Origin of the sequence: Dehalobacter sp. TeCB1 (genome assembly GCF_001707455.1) — a bacterium.
Classification (GTDB): domain Bacteria; phylum Bacillota; class Desulfitobacteriia; order Desulfitobacteriales; family Syntrophobotulaceae; genus Dehalobacter; species Dehalobacter restrictus.
The window spans coordinates 86,930-105,922 of record NZ_MCHF01000014.1; the positions used below are offsets into that span (position 1 = coordinate 86,930).

Sequence of the window (18,993 nt, forward strand, 5' to 3'; positions counted from 1 at the left end):
GTAATGTCGAAATTTCTAGAAGAAAAACAGCAGGAACAAGGATTCCAGATGAACCGACGTAAATTTTTAAAGGCAGGGGCTGCTTCTGCACTGGCAGTAGGGATTGTTGGCGCAATCGGAGTTTTGCCGTCAGAAGCTATGGCAAGCCAGACAGGTTCTCAAAACGGAGCCAAATCCAAGCTGCATCCCAATGTAGATTATGGTGGTGCCACTGTCCGATTCGTTGAGAATAACGATCAATGGCTTGGAACTTCAAAGATCGTCGGTTCTATTAAAAACACCCATGCAGCAGACGCGGGATTCAATTATGCTATTCGTGGTAAACTAACCCCCGAAGCTCGAAAAGAATCCCTCCACTATCACTTTGTTGGTAAGCATCCTTTTAATGCAGCTCTTATGGGATTTGTCGGCGTTATCGCTCCAGACGCACTGTGCGGCGGAAAACCGGCTCCTGAAAAGCTTCCGATTCCTGATCCTGAACAAATGTCCCAGCACATTAAGGATTGCGCGTATTATTTACGCGCTGACGAAGTTGGAATCGGCAAGATGCCCTCTTATGCTTATTATAGTTACAGGTCCCCTTCGCAGGATGATTTGTTTAAGAATGGGGATGATTTGTCTAAGTCAATTCCGGTCACGGAGAGGATGCCTTATGTCATTACGTTTATGGTTGACCAGCATTTGGAAACGATGTTGGGTTCGACCGGATATGATGGTATCAGTGCTGGTCAATCCTTCCGTTCATACCATGCGTCCGGTGTTATTGCTGTCATCTTAGCGAGTTATATTCGTAACCTGGGTTATAATGCCAGGGCAAACCATATTTCCAACTATGAAGCAGTCATGGGTCCCTGCCTGATAGCGTCGGGATTGGGCGAGTTATCCAGAACAGGAGACTGCGTAGCTCATCCCCGTCTGGGATTCCGCCATAAGTGTGCAGCTGTAACCACGGATTTGCCGCTCGTTCCCGATAATCCCATTGATTTCGGCTTGCAGGATTTTTGCCGGGTGTGTAAAAAATGCGCGGATAACTGTCCAGGGGGCGCTATTACATTTGATGATGATCCAGTCGAGCACAATGGATACTTGCGATGGAACACTGACTCTCTAAAATGCACAATATTCCGGTCAACCAACAAAGAAGGTTCTTCCTGCGGCAGGTGTATGAAAGTATGCCCTTGGGACTCAAAAGAACAATCCTGGTTCCATGAAGCAGGTACTTGGATCGGCAGTAAAGGTGAGACCTCATCCAGATTGCTTAAGACAATCGATGATATGTTTGGCTATGGTACGGAACAGATCGAGAAATATAAATGGTGGCTGGAATGGCCCGAGAGGTATTAGCCATCAAACAATAATCGGTTCAGTTTTCTCATTAGGTGTATCTTTAAGCGGCCGGGGCTTTATCTTGCCGCTTAAAGATATAAATGTTTATTACTTGCAATCGGTCTTCATCAAAAAATATTGCAGAGATTTAATCGTCATTTGAAAAGAATCTTCCTTCTTTTTTCTAATGACTTTTTTGGTTTCAGCAAATAGCCAAGGGACTAATAATCTATTAAATTTTAGAAGACTAGGCTTAAAACAACAAGAAAACTACCATAACGGGTATAATGAGGGTGACCACGGTATTATATTTTTTTTTAAAAGGTGGGGATAACTTTGGAAAACGGGAAACTACCGGATTGTATAATAAAGATGCCTATTATTCCAACATTTGATCCCATTGAAGAGCTAAACATGTATACTTCTCTTGGAAGCCTGCATACATTTGCAAGAGGAAGCAAGATCGTTTCGCCCGGCATACCTTTTAGCAATGTTATTTTCTTGATTTCGGGACAACTTGACGTGAGTATGGTATCGCGGAATGGTGAGGAAAAGTATCTACTTGAAGTTTTTAAGAACGGTATAGCGGTGGCTTTAAACCAAAATGATGATCATGAATTTCAAATTACTGCAGTAAAAGATTGCACTGTTTGTTTTTTTTCTTTGGATATAATGATTGCAATATTATCGCAGAATACCCGTTTATTTAAAAATTTTATCTTGAATCTTATACAAAAAACGCAATACTTCATGTATCAATCAAGGGACTTATATCAAAGCCGTCCTTCTGCTAGGGTATTCTCTTTTCTATATAACCTCTGTCTGACAAAAGGAAATCGGGTGAATGACTATTATGAGTTAGCGGTTGAGAATGTGTCTCAAAAGACGATTGCCAAAATAACAGGAACCCATCCTGTGACCGTTTGTAAATTATTTACTTATCTTAGTAAAGAAGGCATCATAAAAAAGAATAGAAAAGTCATAAAGGTTTACGATCTCAATAAATTATGTAACCTTATTGCGAATGAGGAATTAACGTATTAAATCATCCGGATAATTAAAAATGCGGTGGGGTAATGTAAAATATCAAGGGATCTGTCCCTTGATATTTTACATTATGATATGCTTTAATAAAATTTTTTATATCTTTTGATTTGTGTAAAATTTTATCTCCCTAACTCGCTTTTTCGGGTATTGTATTCTTCCAGATCAATTTCCCCTTTGGCATATCGTTCACGTAAGATGGTCATAGCGTGGTCTTCCGGTTTACCGGAGGTGTTCTGTCTGTCCAGATAACTTCGAATAAACCTGACTGCAAGAAAAATAATTCCCAGCCAGAAAAGCAATTGGATGATCATGATTTTTTTGATTAAACCATTGTCATCAATATTTTGTGCCGTTTGTGCCTGATTTATGATGGCTGCAGATCTGAGAAAAGGAAATGAAATCCGTGTGAATATGCTGCAGATTTTTGGCAAGTATAGTGACAGAATGAAAGCCTTGCCGTTTGATCCTGAATATTTGTGAAGAAAGTACTGCATGAACGTTGGCAGGAAAAAATAATTTTTCGCGCATAAAGGGGATTTCTGAAAATTAGCGAAACAATATGTTTAAAAACTAAACCATGCCAGTGGATGAACAGAGAAAAATGATCGAGAAAATGACCGAGAAAAACTAAGATGATAGGAAGATGAGAATGAGCCAGCAGAAATCATGGTTTGCTGTTGTGAATCCCCGGTCAGCAAATGGAAAAACGCAGGGACTTTGGCCAGGGTATTACCAGCAGCTTCAGCAGGTGGGAATACAGGTCGATTATGCGCTGACCTCCCGCTCCGGGGGAGGAACAGAAATAACACGTATGGCTCTGGACGAAGGGTACCGGAGGATGATTGCGGTCGGAGGAGACGGAACTGTCAATGAGGTGCTTAATGGTCTTATTGAGAATGACCGGCTTGTCGCGGACGATATCGAACTGGCTGTTTTTGAACAAGGAACAGGCGGGGATTTTGTAAGGACAATAAAAACAGGCAAAGAAAAAGGTCTGAACGCCTTGATCAGGATGCTGAAGGAGCCAAATATCATTCTTTCTGATCTTGGACGAGTCGACTTTCTGAATTTTGAAGGGGAAGAACGGATACGTTATTTTCTGAATGCATCCAATGTCGGAGTAGGCGCGGAAGCGGTTCACAGGACCAATTGCCGGAGTAAAGCGATGGGTAGCAAGCTCTCTTATCTGACCAGTACTCTAGAAGCTGTTCTATCGTATAAGAGCGCCTGTGTTTCTCTGAAAATGGACCGAGATACATTCTGGGAAGGGAATATCTGGGGGCTTATGGTCTGCAATGGTCAATATATTGGCGGCGGAATGCATATTGCGCCTGATGCCCGCCTGGATGATGGTTTCTTCGATCTGGTTGTGATAAAAGAAATGAAGCTGTCCAGGCTCTTTACACGTTTTCCGCTGCTTTATAAAGGGCAACATATCCATCTTCCTGAAGTCCAAGTGTTCCGCTGTAAGGAAATTGAACTGCATATGCCGGATTCCATGCTCTTTGAAACCGATGGGGAGATCCCGGGGGTATGTCCGAAGGCATACCGGGTAATCCCTAAGTGCTTGAAACTATGGGTATAAGTTTCCATTAACGTTAAAACCATACGGATGAATACGCATATAGATGAAGATTCTGAAAGGTCAGCTAAAGACAAATATACGTCTGACCAATATTGACCTTTAAAGGGATTTTGCATATAATACAATTAATGGGTAAGGAAAGCAGTTTTGAGGTGGTGAGGACAGTGGATTTTAAAGATTATTATCAGATCTTAGGCGTTTCTCCGGATGCAGACAATAAGGCCATCAAAAAGGCATACCAGACACTGGCCAAAAAGTATCATCCTGATTTAAACCAGGGTGATAAAGCCTCAGAAGAGAAATTCAAGGAAATTAATGAAGCCTATCAGGCGATATCCGATCCTGCCAAAAGACAAAAATACGATGATTTAAGGGCAAACTACCAGCAATGGCAGTCGCGCGGCGGCAGAGGGAATTCTTTTGACTGGTCGGCCTGGCAGGAATCACCGGGGAGCAACCGCTATACCCGTACAATGACGCCGGAAGAGTTCGCGGAAACATTTGGGGACAGAGGTTTTGGATCTGGTGCCGGCAGGGGCATGGGGGGATTTTCTGATTTCTTTTCCTCGATCTTTGGCATGGGAGCGGGCTATGCTGATGATTCCGATGATTATTATTCGGATAGGATCAGAAGACCGCAGGCCGGCAGGGACATTGAAGGTGAAATCAGTATTACGCTTGAAGAAGCCTATCATGGAACCAAACGGATGATTGAAGTTGGCGGCCGGAGAATTGAAGCCACTGTTCCGAAAGGTATTAAGCATAACAATAAAATTAGGCTCAGCGGACAGGGACAAGCAGGAGCGAAAGACGGAAACAAAGGAGACCTTCTGTTAACGGTAAAAATTATTCCACATCCTGTCTATACCCGGGACGGAGATGATTTGTCCGCCAACATCGAAATCGATTTCTTCAAGGCTGTACTTGGCGGAGAAGCCCGAGTTAAAACCTTAGGCGGAGAAATATCCATCAAGATTCCTCCGCGCACCCAAACCGGAAAAAGTTTCCGTCTGAGAGGGAAAGGAATGCCTATTCTCAACAAACCGGGCCATTTCGGCGATTTTTACGCAAAGATTACGCTTGTCCTGCCCGAAGAGATGTCTGAGAAAGAAATCAGTACGCTTCAGGAATTAAGCCAGGAAAGAAACAGCTGATTACTCCGGCTATATATTCCATTGACCTACCACAAATACCGGTATGTTAACTCAAAGGAGTGATACGCATGGCTTTTGATACCAACCGTTTTACCCAAAAATCCCAGGAGGCAATCATCGCTGCGCAAAACAACGCAGACAGTAGCCATAACAGTCAGGTGGAACCCGAACATCTGCTACTGGCCTTATTGGAACAAAATGAAGGCGTTGTGCCTCAAATCCTGAATAAATTAAATATTTCGCTAGCTAGCGTCAGCGAGAAGACCAAATCCAGCATCGCGAGACTGCCCAGAATGATGGGAGCGGCTTCTCAGTTGAGCATTTCTCCGAGAATGAGAACCGTTTTGGTTAACGCTCATGATCAAATGGAGCCGTTTGGAGATGATTATGTCAGCACGGAACATCTTTTACTGGCGGTTGTTGATCAGGCCGGCGGAGATGCCGGAAAGATCCTGAAAGAAGCCGGAGTTACCCGGGAAGCCCTGTTGAAAGTTCTAAAGGAAATCCGCGGATCTCAGCGGGTTACCGGTCAAAATCCGGAAGGAACCTATGCTGCCCTGGAACAGTACGGCCGAAATCTCGTGACACTGGCCAGAAGAGGAAAACTAGACCCAGTTATCGGCAGGGATGAGGAAATCCGCAGAGTACTGCAGATTCTGTCCCGCCGGACGAAAAACAACCCGGTTTTGATTGGCGAACCAGGCGTAGGAAAGACGGCTATAGTCGAAGGGCTGGCCCAGCGAATCGTGCGCGGTGATGTTCCTGAAGCGATTAAGAATAAAGAAGTAATCTCCCTTGATATGGGCGCACTGATTGCGGGGGCCAAATACCGCGGGGAGTTTGAAGAGCGGCTGAAGGCTGTTTTAAAGGAAGTTGAAAGCCGCGAAAATATTATTTTGTTTATTGATGAGCTGCACACCGTCGTCGGGGCAGGAGCAGCCGAAGGCGCAATGGATGCCGGCAATATGCTGAAACCGATGCTGGCCCGTGGGGAGCTCAGGATGGTCGGTGCAACGACCTTGAACGAATACCGCAAGCACATTGAAAAAGATGCGGCGCTGGAAAGACGTTTTCAGACGGTGATCGTTGCACCGCCGACAGTCGAGGATACGATCTCGATCCTGAGGGGCTTGAAAGAACGTTATGAGACGCATCATGGCGTCACGATTACCGACAGTGCGATCATCGCAGCGAGTATCCTTTCCGACCGCTATATCAGTGAACGGTTCCTGCCGGACAAGGCGATTGACTTGATCGATGAGGCAGCGGCCAGATTGCGGATGGAAATCACCAGTGAGCCGCAGGAACTCGACGATATCAAACGCAGAGTCATGCAGCTCGAGATTGAAAGGGAAGCGCTGAAAAAAGAAAAAGACAAAGCGAGTCAGGAAAGACTGGCTAATATTGAAAAGGAACTTGGGGACCTGAAGGAAAAAAGAAGCGCCCTAGAGGCCCAGCTTCAGGAAGAACGCGAAAAATTGGGCAATATTCACAAGCTAAAGGAAGATATTGACCGGACGAGGGTGGAGATTGAAAATGCCCAGCAAAAATACGACTACAATAAGGCTGCCGAACTTCAGTACGGCGTACTGCCAAAGCTTGAGAAAGAGCTGGCCGAACTTGAACAGCTCGTATCGGGCCGGGAGAATACGCTGCTGAAGCAGGAAGTCTCAGAAAGCGATATTGCTGAGATCGTTGCCAAATGGACGCATATCCCAGTCTCCAAGCTTCTGGAAAGTGAAGCCGAGAAACTGATTACGATGGAGGAAAACCTGCATCAACGGGTTATCGGTCAGGACAAAGCTGTCCAAGCGGTAGCTGATGCGGTCCGGAGAGCTCGTACCGGTTTGCAGGACCCGAACCGTCCGCTGGGTTCATTCCTGTTCCTCGGCCCTACCGGAGTAGGGAAGACAGAGCTGGCCAAAGCCCTGGCAGAATTTCTGTTTGATAATGAACAAGCCCTGATCCGGATTGACATGTCGGAATATATGGAGAAGCATTCCGTGGCCCGGCTGATTGGGGCCCCTCCCGGCTATGTCGGCTATGATGAAGGCGGACAGCTGACGGAAGCAGTCCGCAGAAAACCGTACGCCGTCATTTTACTTGACGAGGTTGAAAAAGCGCATGGTGATGTCTTTAATGTTCTCCTGCAGCTGCTTGATGACGGCAGACTCACAGACGGCCAGGGCAGGATTGTCAATTTCAAGAATACGGTTGTGATCCTAACCAGCAATATTGCCGGACAGGAGATCCGGGAAATGAATGAAAACCACAGCAGTCGGGAATTGATTCGTAAAACCATTGAAGCCGAGTTAAGCCGGTATTTCCGGCCGGAATTTATCAACAGACTTGATGAGACGATCATCTTTGATCCGTTAAAGAAAGAAGATCTTGTCCGGATTGTGGAAATTCAGCTTGACCTGCTACGGAAACGGCTGAAAGAAAGAGGACTTACCCTGACTTTATCCGATAAGGCTTTGTACATGCTCACCGAGGAAGGTTATGATCCCGTATTCGGGGCCAGACCGCTGAAGAGAGTGATTCAGCAGCGAATCCAGAATCTGCTGGCTAAACAGATTCTGCAGGGCGAATTTCCAGAAGGCACCAAAATCCTCGTGGATTATGACCAGGACTATCAGTTTAAGAAGATTTAACAAAAAAACGATCGAACGAGTCTGAAACATTAATATAAAAAAACAACATGGGTTTTATCTGTTAAACCCATGTTGTTTTTATTATTATGACAGGGAATAATGCATAAATTCAGCTCTTTTTGTATATCCTGAAAATACTTAATTCTAAAATACTTAAGAATTTTGGAAGGTGGGATATCATGCAGCATAGTCAAAGCGAAATCAAGAAAATTCTCGATCAGGGAATGATAACAAGATCTTTAGTTGAAAGCGAAGTATCGATGAGGAAATGTGAAATGTTCAGTGAGATGGCTCACGACAGGGAAGTAAAAGCATTTTTTAAGGATCAGGCAACTGCACTCGAGGGATTAAACGGCTTCCTTAAAAGTAAACTTGCTCAAATCATGTAGGAAGGGGATTATTAAGTTTATGAGTAATTTTTCGGATCTAGATATGATGTATGACTACGAAAAAGATGTCTCTGCAGCGGCTTCCGGGTATATGACATTTGCCACCAAAGCCTCGAATGATGAAATCCGGCACCGCTATCTTCAGCTGGCGAATGAAGCAAGCAAAGTCTATGAACGTCTTGGAAAACTTATTGAAAAATCCGGAGGATCGATCTAAGATTATTTGTTAGCAAGTGGAGAACCATGCGTAAAAAAGACGGGTAAGGTTATACAGCGGTATATCCTTCCCGTCTTTTATTTGCCTTGTTTTAAGAATCGATCTAACTACGCAAGCTGCTTAAACAGATTCGCGGTTTCAATCGCGGTTACGGCAGCATCAAAACCTTTATTGCCGGATTTCGTGCCTGCCCGTTCAATGGCCTGCTCAATCGTGTCGGTGGTCAGAACGCCGAAGATCACAGGAACGCCTGTTTCCAGACCGACATTAGCGACACCTTTGCTGACTTCGCTGCTGACATAGTCAAAATGCGGCGTAGCCCCTCTGATCACTGCACCAAGGCAGATGACCGCATCAAACCGTTTTTGTTCAGCAATTTTTTTGGCGGCCAGCGGAATTTCAAAAGCACCGGGGACCCAGACGAGCTCGATATTGTCTTCATCAGCACCATGTCTTTTCAGCGCATCCAAAGCGCCGCCAATAAGTTTATTCGTAATAAACTCATTAAATCTTCCGGCAACAATCGCAAATTTGAGGTTTTCGGCCAACAGTTTTCCTTCAATGGTTTTCAAATGATATCCTTCCTTTCTTTTACAGCCTGTTCGGTCATATTTCTTTTAGGCTATTTGGTTATGATATTTGGTCTTTAGTTCTCTATACTCCTTAATGTCTTTGTCATTCGTCAATTAAGGATTGCCGATTATCACTGGTCAGCGAATATTGGTCAGAAAATGGCCCATTTTTTCTTTTTTGGTTGTCAGGTAGTATTCATTTTCCGGTTTCGCGGGCATTTCGATCGGGACGCGTTCGGTAACTTGAATGCCGTAGCCTTCCAGACCTACGATTTTCTTGGGATTATTCGTCATCAGACGGACTTTGGTGATACCGAGATCAGCTAATATTTGGGCACCGACGCCATAATCACGCAGATCAGGAGGGAAACCCAGCGCCAGATTTGCTTCGACAGTGTCTTTGCCTTCTTCCTGAAGTTTATACGCTTTCAATTTATTCAGAAGTCCGATTCCGCGGCCTTCCTGGCGCATATAGAGAAGTAGGCCGCGTCCTTCGCGTTCGATTTGCTGAATGGCTGCCGTTAACTGGTCCCGGCAGTCGCATCTTCGCGAGTAGAAAACGTCTCCGGTCAGACATTCGGAGTGGACTCTGACCAAAACGGGTTCCCCGTCGTCGACATTGCCTTTGACCAGGGCCAGATGTTCCTTGCCGTCAATTTTGCTTTTAAAACCGACTGCTTTAAAAGTCCCAAATTCTGTTGGAAAATCAATACTTTCGGCTCTTTCAATAAGTCTTTCGTTCAGGCGGCGGTAACTGATCAAGTCTTTGATCGTTACCATTTTCAGATTATGTTTCTCCTTGAATTTCAGCAGGTCGTTCACCCTGGCCATGGTCCCGTCTTCATTCATGATTTCACAAAGGACACCGGCCGGTTCAAGACCGGCCAGCCGGGCCAGATCGACCGATCCTTCGGTGTGGCCGGCTCTGACCAGGACACCGCCTTCCCGGGCCTGCAGCGGAAAAATATGACCCGGTCTGCGCAAATCCTGCGGTTTGCTGTCTTTGTTAATCAGAACCTGAATCGTATCGGCTCTTTCAAACGCTGAAATCCCTGTGGTACTGGTTGCGGCATCGACGCTTATCGTAAAAGCTGTGCCGTGGGGATCTGTGTTGTTCTGGACCATCAGATCCAAATTCAGTTCTTTAAGCCGTGCAGCAGTCAGGGAAGTACAGATCAATCCCCGGCCGTAGGTGGCCATAAAATTGATCCCTTCGGGAGTCACCTTGGAAGCAGCCATGATAATATCGCCTTCATTTTCCCTGTCTTCATCATCGACGACGATAATCATTTTGCCCTGACGAATATCTTCGATGGCTTCCGGAATGCTTGCAAAAATATTTTCTTGTTGTGTCATCTGTTTAAGCTCCTTTCATTAGATAAAACGTTTGCTAAACGTTAGATAAAACCATTTTCAGTTAAGAATTCAACGGATATATCTTTTTTGGTTTGGGGTGGGCTGTGATCCTTTTGCAGGAACCTAGCTACATATTTTCCGATGATATCGGTTTCCAGATTCACCGTAGAACCAATGCGTTTAAAGCCGAGTGTCGTATGCTGAAAGGTGTGGGGGATCAGGGAGACGGTAAAAAAGTCATCCCCGACATCAATGACCGTTAACGAGATTCCATCAATGGCCACTGACCCTTTCGGCAGCAGGGAGGAGGTTATCTCCGGAGACGTTTGAATTCGATAGGTTTGAGCAATGCCGACTGGAGTCATTGCAGTCATTTTTCCGATGCCATCGACATGGCCGCTCACCAGATGGCCGCCCAAACGGCTTTGCAGCTGCAGCGCTCTTTCCAGGTTGACTTTGGTATGCTGCTTTAATTCTTGAAGGTTTGTTCGCTGGAGCGTTTCGTACATAACATCGACAGAAAAACTTCCGGAACCGATGGCGGTCGCTGTAAGACAGACCCCGTTGACGGCAATGCTGTCTCCGATTTGGGATCCCTTCAGTACGAAAGAAGCTTCAATCGTTAATCTGGCGGAGTCTTTCAGCAGATCTAGACTCTTTATTATGCCCAGTTCTTCAATGATTCCTGTAAACATCATTTGTCACTTCCCATTTTGTTGGTATGGTTATAGTCAACTGTCCCGGTAAAACTATAATTTCCTCCCAGTTCGCAGACCACCAGTTGACTGACAGTTACTGCCTCGGACATGCTGGCGAGGTGCAGGCCTGAGAGCGGGGAGAAGCCGGATCCGGCCAGTTTCGGGGCCAACATAAACATGATTTGATCAATCAGCCTGGATTCCAGCATTTTACCGGCGAGCGTGCCGCCGCCTTCCAATAAGATGCTGTTTAAGCCTCCGGCCGCGATATCTCTCAGCAGGTCCGGCAAGGGAACCTGCCTGGACGTATCATACTGCCAGATATCAACCTTGTCGGCAGCAAATGTTTCACGCATCCGCAGCAGTTTATTCTCGTCAGCAGCCTTTGTTGTCGCGATGATGCAGCGGCTGGCGGATTCGTTCCGAAGGACCTGAGCGTTTATAGGAACAGAAAGGGAACCATCGACGATCAGCCGGACCGGGTCCCGGCCATTCTCAATATTGCGGCAGGTTAAGAGCGGGTTATCCTGAAGGACTGTTTGACTGCCGACCATAATGACGTCAAAAGTATTTCTTAACCCATGAACGAAATGTCTGGCCTCTTCCGAAGTGATCCATTTGGAGTCTCCTGATTCTACGGCAGTCCGGCCATCGAGCGTCATTGCAGCTTTATACAGTACAAAGGGCATTTTCGTGATAATCGCTTTCAGAAAAGGCTCATTAATTTTTCGAGCTTTTTCAGCCAGCAGACCGGTTTCGACAAGAATACCGGCATCCTGCAGCTTTTTCACACCCTGACCGCTGACCAGCGGATTCGGGTCCGTCATCGCGACAATCACTTTCTTTACGCCTGCTGCAATCAGCGCATCGGTGCAGGGAGGTGTACGGCCGTAATGGGAGCAGGGTTCCAGTGTGACATAGACATCGGCACCTTCTGCGCTTGATCCTGCAGCATTTAAGGCATGGACTTCCGCATGCGGCGTACCGGCTTTCCTATGGTAGCCTTCCCCGACAATCTGACCGTCCCGGACAATGACACAGCCCACAAGCGGATTTGGACTGGTTCTGCCTGCTGCCAGTACGGCAAGATTCAGCGCGCGTTCCATGTAGTTTTTATCCTCTGCGGTAAAACGATCAGGCAATGGATGTACCCTCCAGTCATTAGCGTGTCAACGACAAATGGAAATATAAATCATTGATAAATTATAGAAAAAATAATAAAAAATGCCCGGAAATACTCCGGGCGTCATCATTCAGATCAACCGTCATTCAAAACAAGCAAGTGAGAGGCTACGCGACAAACACGACAAGCACGTGCACGATCACACCATGTTTTGCTCTTTCCATCCAGACTTTAACTGTCGGCTTCGTAATTTCAACGAATCTGCCATAAGGCTCGCGGGCTGTACCGCCGGTAAGGAATTACACCTATCCCCAGAGTAAAGAACGTATTCAGTTTTACTGCATAGATCGGTCAAGCTGCAATTATCATACTGCAATCCTGTCAAGAATGCAACCATTTTGCACAGAGATCAAGAGAGTCTAAAGGCGGACGACCTCGGCATAATCTTTTTTTAATAAACCTAAAATGATTGCGTCAAAATATTGCCCTTCCACATAATAGGCTTCACGCAGCCTGCCTTCGGTAATGAAGCCGAGCTTCTCATAGCAGGAGAGCGCCCTGGTGTTATTGACCCAGGTCTCAGCGGTCAGTCTCCGGAAATTCCACTGGCCAAACAGGTAGCGGATAAAAGCAGTCAGCGCATCGGTCCCGTAACCTTTTCCCCAGTAATCTTGGAGACCAATTCCGATATAGATGCGGGCCGATCTGGCCGGAATATTGACCTGATCGAAACCAATTGTACCGATAAGGCTGCCTTGTAAATCCGTAATCGCATAGCGGTTGGCATCCTCTTCAAAAAGTTTGCTCTCCAGATCTTCCCGGCGCAGCAGGGTTGCAAGCGGCCAATTGCCGCTGATCCAGTAAGAGAAGTCGTGATCATTATACCATTCATACAAGGTGTCTAGATCATCAATCTCGAGCGGACGGATTCGGGTTCGTTTGCCGTTTAACATGGCAGTCACCTTCCAAACAAAAATGCGTTTAAGTAATCATAGTTTAGCATGTAGAGAAATAAGATCAAGTAGAAGGAGAAGCAAAATGCAAAATAAGGTAAAATATAGCAAAAATGCTTGAATTTTGTTGCTTCTTTCGTTAAGATGAAATTATTCATCTGGAGTCATCATTTATAATTTTGAAAGGGGACTAGAAAATGCTTGAAAACAAAGAATTAAGGGCCATGGCCCGCACCCAGCTAAACGGGAACTGGCTGAAGCCAATCCTGGCCTGCCTGATTTATGCTGCAATCGTGTTTATCCTCTCTTGGATCCCGTGTGTTGGTCCGATTATTACGATTTTAATTGCGGGCCCGCTCATGATTGGTCTGGTGACCTTTACCTTAAAGTTCTGTCGTGCGGAAGACCCGAATGTTGAAGTGGTCCTTTCTGGATTTAAAAATGCCATTAATTGCGCCGGGCTATATCTCTGGTATATGCTGTGGACGCTGTTATGGTCACTGCTTCTGATTATTCCAGGGATCGTTAAAGCGTACGGCTATATGATGAGCTTTTATATTTATGCTGATAATCCTGATATGGGTATCAAAAAGGCCTTTGATCTCAGCAAAAAAATCAGCTATGGCTATCGCGGCAAGCTATTCCTGCTTACCCTCAGCTTCATTGGCTGGGCGATCCTGGCCACGATCCCGTTCTGTCTTGGCTATATCTGGCTGATGCCTTACATGCAAATTACGTTTACAAATTTCTATCAGGAACTGAAAAAAGAAAGCATCAAAAATGGTGTCTGTACTGCGGAAGAGTTTTAAGTCATAGATAAATTTACTCCGGGTAAAAGCCCGGAGTAAATTATTTTTATTGGCTTGATGACTAGATTCTACTGTTAATATATTCAAAAGTTTTCTTAACCATACTACCCCCAACAGAGCCATTCTGTCTTGCGGAGGTGTCTGGGCCTAGGTTAACATTAAGCTCGCTGGCAACACTTTGTTTGTTAACCGGCAGTTTATACTTAGCCATTCAATATCCCTCCTTTTTATTTATTATTTATTTATCTATCTATCTGTAGTATCTGCATATAGGAATTAAATACACAGGTAGTTTATTTTAGTTCAGTAAGTTTTTAACATTTAGCTTAAATATGACAACTAATAAACAGGTTCAAAAGTGGATCAAATATAAAAAATAAGCTCCGGGTAAAAACCCGGAGTTTCTTTTTGATTTTCAATGGTCGGGGCGACAGGATTCGAACCTGCGGCCTCTTGGTCCCGAACCAAGCACGCTACCAAACTGCGCCACGCCCCGATGTCTCTTTTGAAGAACAAATAAAATCATAACAAAAGGCTGAATTCATGTCAAGGATAAAATGCTTTGAATATTTGTTATTGAGCGATAGCTAACCTTTGTTTGACAATAACTTTTCTTAAAAGAGGGGACACTTTCGAGGACAATAAAAGATTGATCAGGTTTTGTGTATGATAATTCCAAATAATAATCTGGCTAGTAAAGCGGGATTATTTTTACTTTGTTGAAAAGTTGAATCTATTTTGATATATTTTCTTTATAAACATAGGGGGAATATCATGAAACGTTGCCTCATTTGCCTAGAAGAATTGGATATGTTTCGGGGTCTGGAAAAAGAACAGTTTACAAACTTGTGTCAATGTACAAATAAAAAACGGCTGTCCAAAGGACACTATCTTTTTTATCAAGGGGATATTACAGGTACTATATTTCTTGTAAAATCAGGAAAACTTAAACTTGTTCAAAGTGCTGAAGATGGACATGAAACAATTCTGGATATCTGTGGTCCCGGTGAGGTACTAGGTGAGTTGTCGTTATATCAAGAACAAAAGGAATGTTCTAGTGCGTTAGCCATGGAAGAGGCTTGCATCTGCTGCTTTAGTAAAATGCAATTTGTAATGTTAATTAAGAAAGATCCTTCTTTTGCCTTAAGGATAATTAATTACCTTGGGCAAAAGCGTTATGCCATTATGAATTCAGATAAGGAAACTAGACGAACTGTAAAAGAAAGATTATTACGTCTATTTTATAACCTTGCCAACCAATATGGGAAAAAGCTGCCAGACGCGACAATGATTGATTTAATAATTACTCAACAGGAATTAGCTGATATGATTGGTTCTTCACGGGTAATGGTCATTCAGGCTCTTAATGAGTTAAAAGAAGCCAAAATAGTCGATCATACTAACAGATATTACATTTTAAAAGATGACCCTTGTCTTAGTACGCACATATTTAAATAATAGGGTCAAGCAGCTACTTCTCTGATTTTTAGGTATGGAAATTCAACTTTCCAAATTTTTTTTATTAATTGTTAAATACTTAACAGTTTCAGAAACATTAATCACCTTATAATAAATCATAATTATATTCTAGGAGGGATTTTTTTTGATAGCTTTAGGTCCTATAGAAATAATGAATCATACTCCCTGGCATTTTCTGGCTGCATCTGTGCTCCTGGTCTTATTTTTTATCGCTACTTTTAGTGATGACCAAAACCTAAAAACAAAACTCCGTAAAATCATGTATGTTGTCTTTGGCTTCGCAGTATTAACAGGATGCTATGTTTGGACACTTGTTGATTTTAGCCTTCCATTGTTAATCAAGAGCATTGGAGGTTTCGCACTCTTTTGGGTGATGATCCAACTCACAAAGAACCGATTCAATAAACTTTATTGGGGGTTATTTATTTTAATTGCCGCTGTAGGTTTAACATTGGCTTTCGTCTACATTTAATTGAATTAATTAACCTTGTTATAAGACTAATTATCCGAAACAATATCAGGCCGCTTCTAACGGAGTAAAAGGGTTGAACAAAGGGAAATACACACGCTGTCAAAGTAGTAAAAAATACTATAGAAATTGATTAAAATGGAACTCTAGAAATATTCTAGAGTTTTTTATTTATAAAGTATGTGAAGGATGAAAGGTAAGCGCTTTTTTAAGCGCTTACAATGCTTGAAAACAAAGAATTAAGGGCCATGGCCCGCACCCAGTTAAAAGGGCAATGGCTGAGACCAATCCTGGCCTGTCTGATTTATGCTGTAATCGTGTTCATCCTGTCTTGGATCCCGTGTGTTGGTCCGATTATTACGATTTTAATTGCGGGCCCGCTCATGATTGGTCTGGTGACCTTTGCCTTAAAGTTCTGTCGTGCGGAAGACCCGAATGTTGAAGTGGTCCTTTCTGGATTTAAAAATGCCATTAATTGCGCCGGGCTGTATCTCTGGTATGTGCTGTGGACACTTTTATGGTCACTGCTTCTGATTATTCCGGGGATCGTTAAAGCGTACGGCTATATGATGAGCTTTTATATTTATGCTGATAATCCTGATATGGGTATCAAAAAGGCCTTTGATCTCAGCAAAAAAATCAGCTATGGCTATCGCGGCAAGCTATTCCTGCTTACCCTCAGCTTCATTGGCTGGGCGATCCTGGCCACGATCCCGTTCTGTCTTGGCTATATCTGGCTGATGCCTTACATGCAAATTACGTTTACAAATTTCTATCAGGAACTGAAAAAAGAAAGCATCAAAAATGGTGTCTGTACTGCGGAAGAGTTTTAAGTCATAGATAAATTTACTCCGGGTAAAAGCCCGGAGTAAATTATTTTTATTGGCTTGATGACTAGATTCTACTGTTAATATATTCAAAAGTTTTCTTAACCATACTACCCCCAACAGAGCCATTCTGTCTTGCGGAGGTGTCTGGGCCTAGGTTAACATTAAGCTCGCTGGCAACACTTTGTTTGTTAACCGGCAGTTTATACTTAGCCATTCAATATCCCTCCTTTTTATTTATTATTTATTTATCTATCTATCTGTAGTATCTGCATATAGGAATTAAATACACAGGTAGTTTATTTTAGTTCAGTAAGTTTTTAACATTTAGCTTAAATATGACAACTAATAAACAGGTTCAAAAGTGGATCAAATATAAAAAATAAGCTCCGGGTAAAAACCCGGAGTTTCTTTTTGATTTTCAATGGTCGGGGCGACAGGATTCGAACCTGCGGCCTCTTGGTCCCGAACCAAGCACGCTACCAAACTGCGCCACGCCCCGATGTCTCTTTTGAAGAACAAATAAAATCATAACAAAAGGCTGAATTCATGTCAAGGATAAAATGCTTTGAATATTTGTTATTGAGCGATAGCTAACCTTTGTTTGACAATAACTTTTCTTAAAAGAGGGGACACTTTCGAGGACAATAAAAGATTGATCAGGTTTTGTGTATGATAATTCCAAATAATAATCTGGCTAGTAAAGCGGGATTATTTTTACTTTGTTGAAAAGTTGAATCTATTTTGATATATTTTCTTTATAAACATAGGGGGAATATCATGAAACGTTGCCTCATTTGCCTAGAAGAATTGGATATGTTTCGGGGTCTGGAAAAAGAACAGTTTACAAACTTGTGTCAATGTACAAATAAAAAACGGCTGTCCAAAGGACACTATCTTTTTTATCAAGGGGATATTACAGGTACTATATTTCTTGTAAAATCAGGAAAACTTAAACTTGTTCAAAGTGCTGAAGATGGACATGAAACAATTCTGGATATCTGTGGTCCCGGTGAGGTACTAGGTGAGTTGTCGTTATATCAAGAACAAAAGGAATGTTCTAGTGCGTTAGCCATGGAAGAGGCTTGCATCTGCTGCTTTAGTAAAATGCAATTTGTAATGTTAATTAAGAAAGATCCTTCTTTTGCCTTAAGGATAATTAATTACCTTGGGCAAAAGCGTTATGCCATTATGAATTCAGATAAGGAAACTAGACGAACTGTAAAAGAAAGATTATTACGTCTATTTTATAACCTTGCCAACCAATATGGGAAAAAGCTGCCAGACGCGACAATGATTGATTTAATAATTACTCAACAGGAATTAGCTGATATGATTGGTTCTTCACGGGTAATGGTCATTCAGGCTCTTAATGAGTTAAAAGAAGCCAAAATAGTCGATCATACTAACAGATATTACATTTTAAAAGATGACCCTTGTCTTAGTACGCACATATTTAAATAATAGGGTCAAGCAGCTACTTCTCTGATTTTTAGGTATGGAAATTCAACTTTCCAAATTTTTTTTATTAATTGTTAAATACTTAACAGTTTCAGAAACATTAATCACCTTATAATAAATCATAATTATATTCTAGGAGGGATTTTTTTTGATAGCTTTAGGTCCTATAGAAATAATGAATCATACTCCCTGGCATTTTCTGGCTGCATCTGTGCTCCTGGTCTTATTTTTTATCGCTACTTTTAGTGATGACCAAAACCTAAAAACAAAACTCCGTAAAATCATGTATGTTGTCTTTGGCTTCGCAGTATTAACAGGATGCTATGTTTGGACACTTGTTGATTTTAGCCTTCCATTGTTAATCAAGAGCATTGGAGGTTTCGCACTCTTTTGGGTGATGATCCAACTCACAAAGAACCGATTCAATAAACTTTATTGGGGGTTATTTATTTTAATTGCCGCTGTAGGTTTAACATTGGCTTTCGTCTACATTTAATTGAATTAATTAACCTTGTTATAAGACTAATTATCCGAAACAATATCAGGCCGCTTCTAACGGAGTAAAAGGGTTGAACAAAGGGAAATACACACGCTGTCAAAGTAGTAAAAAATACTATAGAAATTGATTAAAATGGAACTCTAGAAATATTCTAGAGTTTTTTATTTATAAAGTATGTGAAGGATGAAAGGTAAGCGCTTTTTTAAGCGCTTACGATGAAAGTACAATGTGACGCTTGCTGACACCTTTGACCTGTCCCCCAAAAAATGTGCAAGCTTTATTTAGAGAAATCGAATAAAATAAGCACATGGGGGATGAGAAAATGAAAAAATATCCGGAAGAAAAAATCATAGCCATTCTGAAAGAAGTAGAAGC

At 42.9% G+C, this 18,993-nt stretch carries 21 protein-coding genes, 2 tRNA genes and 1 riboswitch; of the genes, 13 read left to right on the plus strand and 10 right to left on the minus strand.

The features are described 5' to 3' along the window. Positions 1-3 precede the first annotated feature (3 nt). Complete coding sequence (locus tag A7D23_RS04550) at positions 4-1,344, plus strand: reductive dehalogenase (protein ID WP_019225508.1); 1,341 nt, start codon at positions 4-6, stop codon at positions 1,342-1,344. Between the two features lie 318 nt (positions 1,345-1,662). Further along, the gene (locus A7D23_RS04555; RefSeq protein ID WP_019225507.1) at positions 1,663-2,370 is read left to right on the plus strand and encodes a Crp/Fnr family transcriptional regulator; all 708 of its coding nucleotides are present in this window, start codon (positions 1,663-1,665) and stop codon (positions 2,368-2,370) included. A gap of 122 nt (positions 2,371-2,492) precedes the next feature. On the opposite strand, the gene A7D23_RS04560 is transcribed toward A7D23_RS04555, so the two are convergent. Further along, positions 2,493-2,684, minus strand: a complete 192-nt coding sequence (locus A7D23_RS04560) for an SHOCT domain-containing protein (protein ID WP_242871497.1) — start codon at positions 2,682-2,684, stop codon at positions 2,493-2,495. Positions 2,685-3,022: 338 nt separating this feature from the next. Between A7D23_RS04560 and A7D23_RS04565 the strand changes: the two genes are divergently transcribed. The 5 genes from A7D23_RS04565 (at position 3,023) to A7D23_RS04585 (ending at position 8,372) form a co-directional block, all read left to right on the plus strand. After that, positions 3,023-3,958: a diacylglycerol kinase family protein gene (locus A7D23_RS04565; RefSeq protein WP_019225505.1), complete on the plus strand. Its 936-nt coding sequence runs from the start codon at positions 3,023-3,025 to the stop codon at positions 3,956-3,958. Positions 3,959-4,122: 164 nt separating this feature from the next. After that, a complete protein-coding gene (locus A7D23_RS04570; protein ID WP_019225504.1) occupies positions 4,123-5,112 on the plus strand; it encodes a J domain-containing protein in 990 nt (329 codons plus the stop codon). 68 nt (positions 5,113-5,180) lie between these two features. Continuing rightward, positions 5,181-7,766, plus strand: a complete 2,586-nt coding sequence (gene clpB / locus A7D23_RS04575; protein WP_068883368.1) for an ATP-dependent chaperone ClpB — start codon at positions 5,181-5,183, stop codon at positions 7,764-7,766. A gap of 179 nt (positions 7,767-7,945) precedes the next feature. Next, on the plus strand, positions 7,946-8,155 hold the full coding sequence (locus A7D23_RS04580; RefSeq protein WP_068883370.1) for a hypothetical protein: 210 nt from the start codon (positions 7,946-7,948) through the stop codon (positions 8,153-8,155). Positions 8,156-8,174: 19 nt separating this feature from the next. Then, positions 8,175-8,372, plus strand: coding sequence for a spore coat protein (locus tag A7D23_RS04585; RefSeq protein ID WP_015042626.1), 198 nt, complete (start codon positions 8,175-8,177; stop codon positions 8,370-8,372). Positions 8,373-8,479: 107 nt separating this feature from the next. On the opposite strand, the gene ribE (A7D23_RS04590) is transcribed toward A7D23_RS04585, so the two are convergent. The 5 genes from ribE (A7D23_RS04590) to A7D23_RS04610 form a co-directional block, all read right to left on the minus strand. Continuing rightward, the gene (ribE, locus tag A7D23_RS04590) at positions 8,480-8,944 is read right to left on the minus strand and encodes a 6,7-dimethyl-8-ribityllumazine synthase (protein ID WP_015042627.1); all 465 of its coding nucleotides are present in this window, start codon (positions 8,942-8,944) and stop codon (positions 8,480-8,482) included. A gap of 138 nt (positions 8,945-9,082) precedes the next feature. After that, complete coding sequence (locus tag A7D23_RS04595) at positions 9,083-10,300, minus strand: bifunctional 3,4-dihydroxy-2-butanone-4-phosphate synthase/GTP cyclohydrolase II (protein ID WP_015042628.1); 1,218 nt, start codon at positions 10,298-10,300, stop codon at positions 9,083-9,085. A gap of 41 nt (positions 10,301-10,341) precedes the next feature. Continuing rightward, positions 10,342-10,995 (minus strand): riboflavin synthase, encoded by a 654-nt coding sequence (gene ribE / locus A7D23_RS04600; RefSeq protein WP_068883372.1) that lies wholly within the window; start codon positions 10,993-10,995, stop codon positions 10,342-10,344. Next, on the minus strand, positions 10,995-12,140 hold the full coding sequence (gene ribD / locus A7D23_RS04605; RefSeq protein ID WP_068883374.1) for a bifunctional diaminohydroxyphosphoribosylaminopyrimidine deaminase/5-amino-6-(5-phosphoribosylamino)uracil reductase RibD: 1,146 nt from the start codon (positions 12,138-12,140) through the stop codon (positions 10,995-10,997). The genes ribE (A7D23_RS04600) and ribD overlap by 1 nt, the downstream gene beginning before the upstream one ends. A 189-nt stretch (positions 12,141-12,329) precedes the next feature. Further along, positions 12,330-12,444, minus strand: a riboswitch (FMN riboswitch). Positions 12,445-12,540: 96 nt separating this feature from the next. Then, the gene (locus A7D23_RS04610) at positions 12,541-13,074 is read right to left on the minus strand and encodes a GNAT family protein (RefSeq protein ID WP_068883376.1); all 534 of its coding nucleotides are present in this window, start codon (positions 13,072-13,074) and stop codon (positions 12,541-12,543) included. 197 nt (positions 13,075-13,271) lie between these two features. On the opposite strand from A7D23_RS04610, the gene A7D23_RS04615 reads away from it, so the two are divergent. Further along, a complete protein-coding gene (locus A7D23_RS04615; protein ID WP_068883378.1) occupies positions 13,272-13,883 on the plus strand; it encodes a DUF975 family protein in 612 nt (203 codons plus the stop codon). A 61-nt stretch (positions 13,884-13,944) separates the two neighbouring features. Here A7D23_RS04615 and A7D23_RS04620 read toward each other — a convergent pair whose 3' ends face one another. Both A7D23_RS04620 and A7D23_RS04625 read right to left on the minus strand, forming a co-directional pair. After that, positions 13,945-14,094 (minus strand): small, acid-soluble spore protein, alpha/beta type, encoded by a 150-nt coding sequence (locus A7D23_RS04620; protein ID WP_019226900.1) that lies wholly within the window; start codon positions 14,092-14,094, stop codon positions 13,945-13,947. Positions 14,095-14,302: 208 nt separating this feature from the next. Continuing rightward, a tRNA-Pro gene (locus tag A7D23_RS04625) sits at positions 14,303-14,379 on the minus strand. 278 nt (positions 14,380-14,657) lie between these two features. Between A7D23_RS04625 and A7D23_RS04630 the strand changes: the two genes are divergently transcribed. The 3 genes from A7D23_RS04630 (at position 14,658) to A7D23_RS04640 (ending at position 16,664) form a co-directional block, all read left to right on the plus strand. Beyond that, the gene (locus A7D23_RS04630) at positions 14,658-15,341 is read left to right on the plus strand and encodes a Crp/Fnr family transcriptional regulator (RefSeq protein ID WP_019226899.1); all 684 of its coding nucleotides are present in this window, start codon (positions 14,658-14,660) and stop codon (positions 15,339-15,341) included. A gap of 145 nt (positions 15,342-15,486) precedes the next feature. Next, positions 15,487-15,834 (plus strand): hypothetical protein, encoded by a 348-nt coding sequence (locus A7D23_RS04635; RefSeq protein ID WP_019226898.1) that lies wholly within the window; start codon positions 15,487-15,489, stop codon positions 15,832-15,834. Positions 15,835-16,052: 218 nt separating this feature from the next. Further along, entirely contained in the window at positions 16,053-16,664 is a 612-nt protein-coding gene (locus tag A7D23_RS04640) for a DUF975 family protein (RefSeq protein ID WP_019226901.1), read from the plus strand. A 61-nt stretch (positions 16,665-16,725) separates the two neighbouring features. On the opposite strand, the gene A7D23_RS04645 is transcribed toward A7D23_RS04640, so the two are convergent. After that, positions 16,726-16,875, minus strand: coding sequence for a small, acid-soluble spore protein, alpha/beta type (locus A7D23_RS04645; protein WP_019226900.1), 150 nt, complete (start codon positions 16,873-16,875; stop codon positions 16,726-16,728). Between the two features lie 208 nt (positions 16,876-17,083). Further along, a tRNA-Pro gene (locus A7D23_RS04650) sits at positions 17,084-17,160 on the minus strand. 278 nt (positions 17,161-17,438) lie between these two features. Here A7D23_RS04650 and A7D23_RS04655 point away from each other — a divergent pair. Together A7D23_RS04655 and A7D23_RS04660 are read left to right on the plus strand one after the other, a co-directional pair. Next, complete coding sequence (locus A7D23_RS04655; protein ID WP_019226899.1) at positions 17,439-18,122, plus strand: Crp/Fnr family transcriptional regulator; 684 nt, start codon at positions 17,439-17,441, stop codon at positions 18,120-18,122. A 145-nt stretch (positions 18,123-18,267) separates the two neighbouring features. Next, positions 18,268-18,615 carry a hypothetical protein gene (locus A7D23_RS04660; protein ID WP_019226898.1) on the plus strand — a complete coding sequence of 116 codons (348 nt, stop codon included), beginning with the start codon at positions 18,268-18,270 and terminating at the stop codon, positions 18,613-18,615. Positions 18,616-18,993 lie beyond the last annotated feature (378 nt).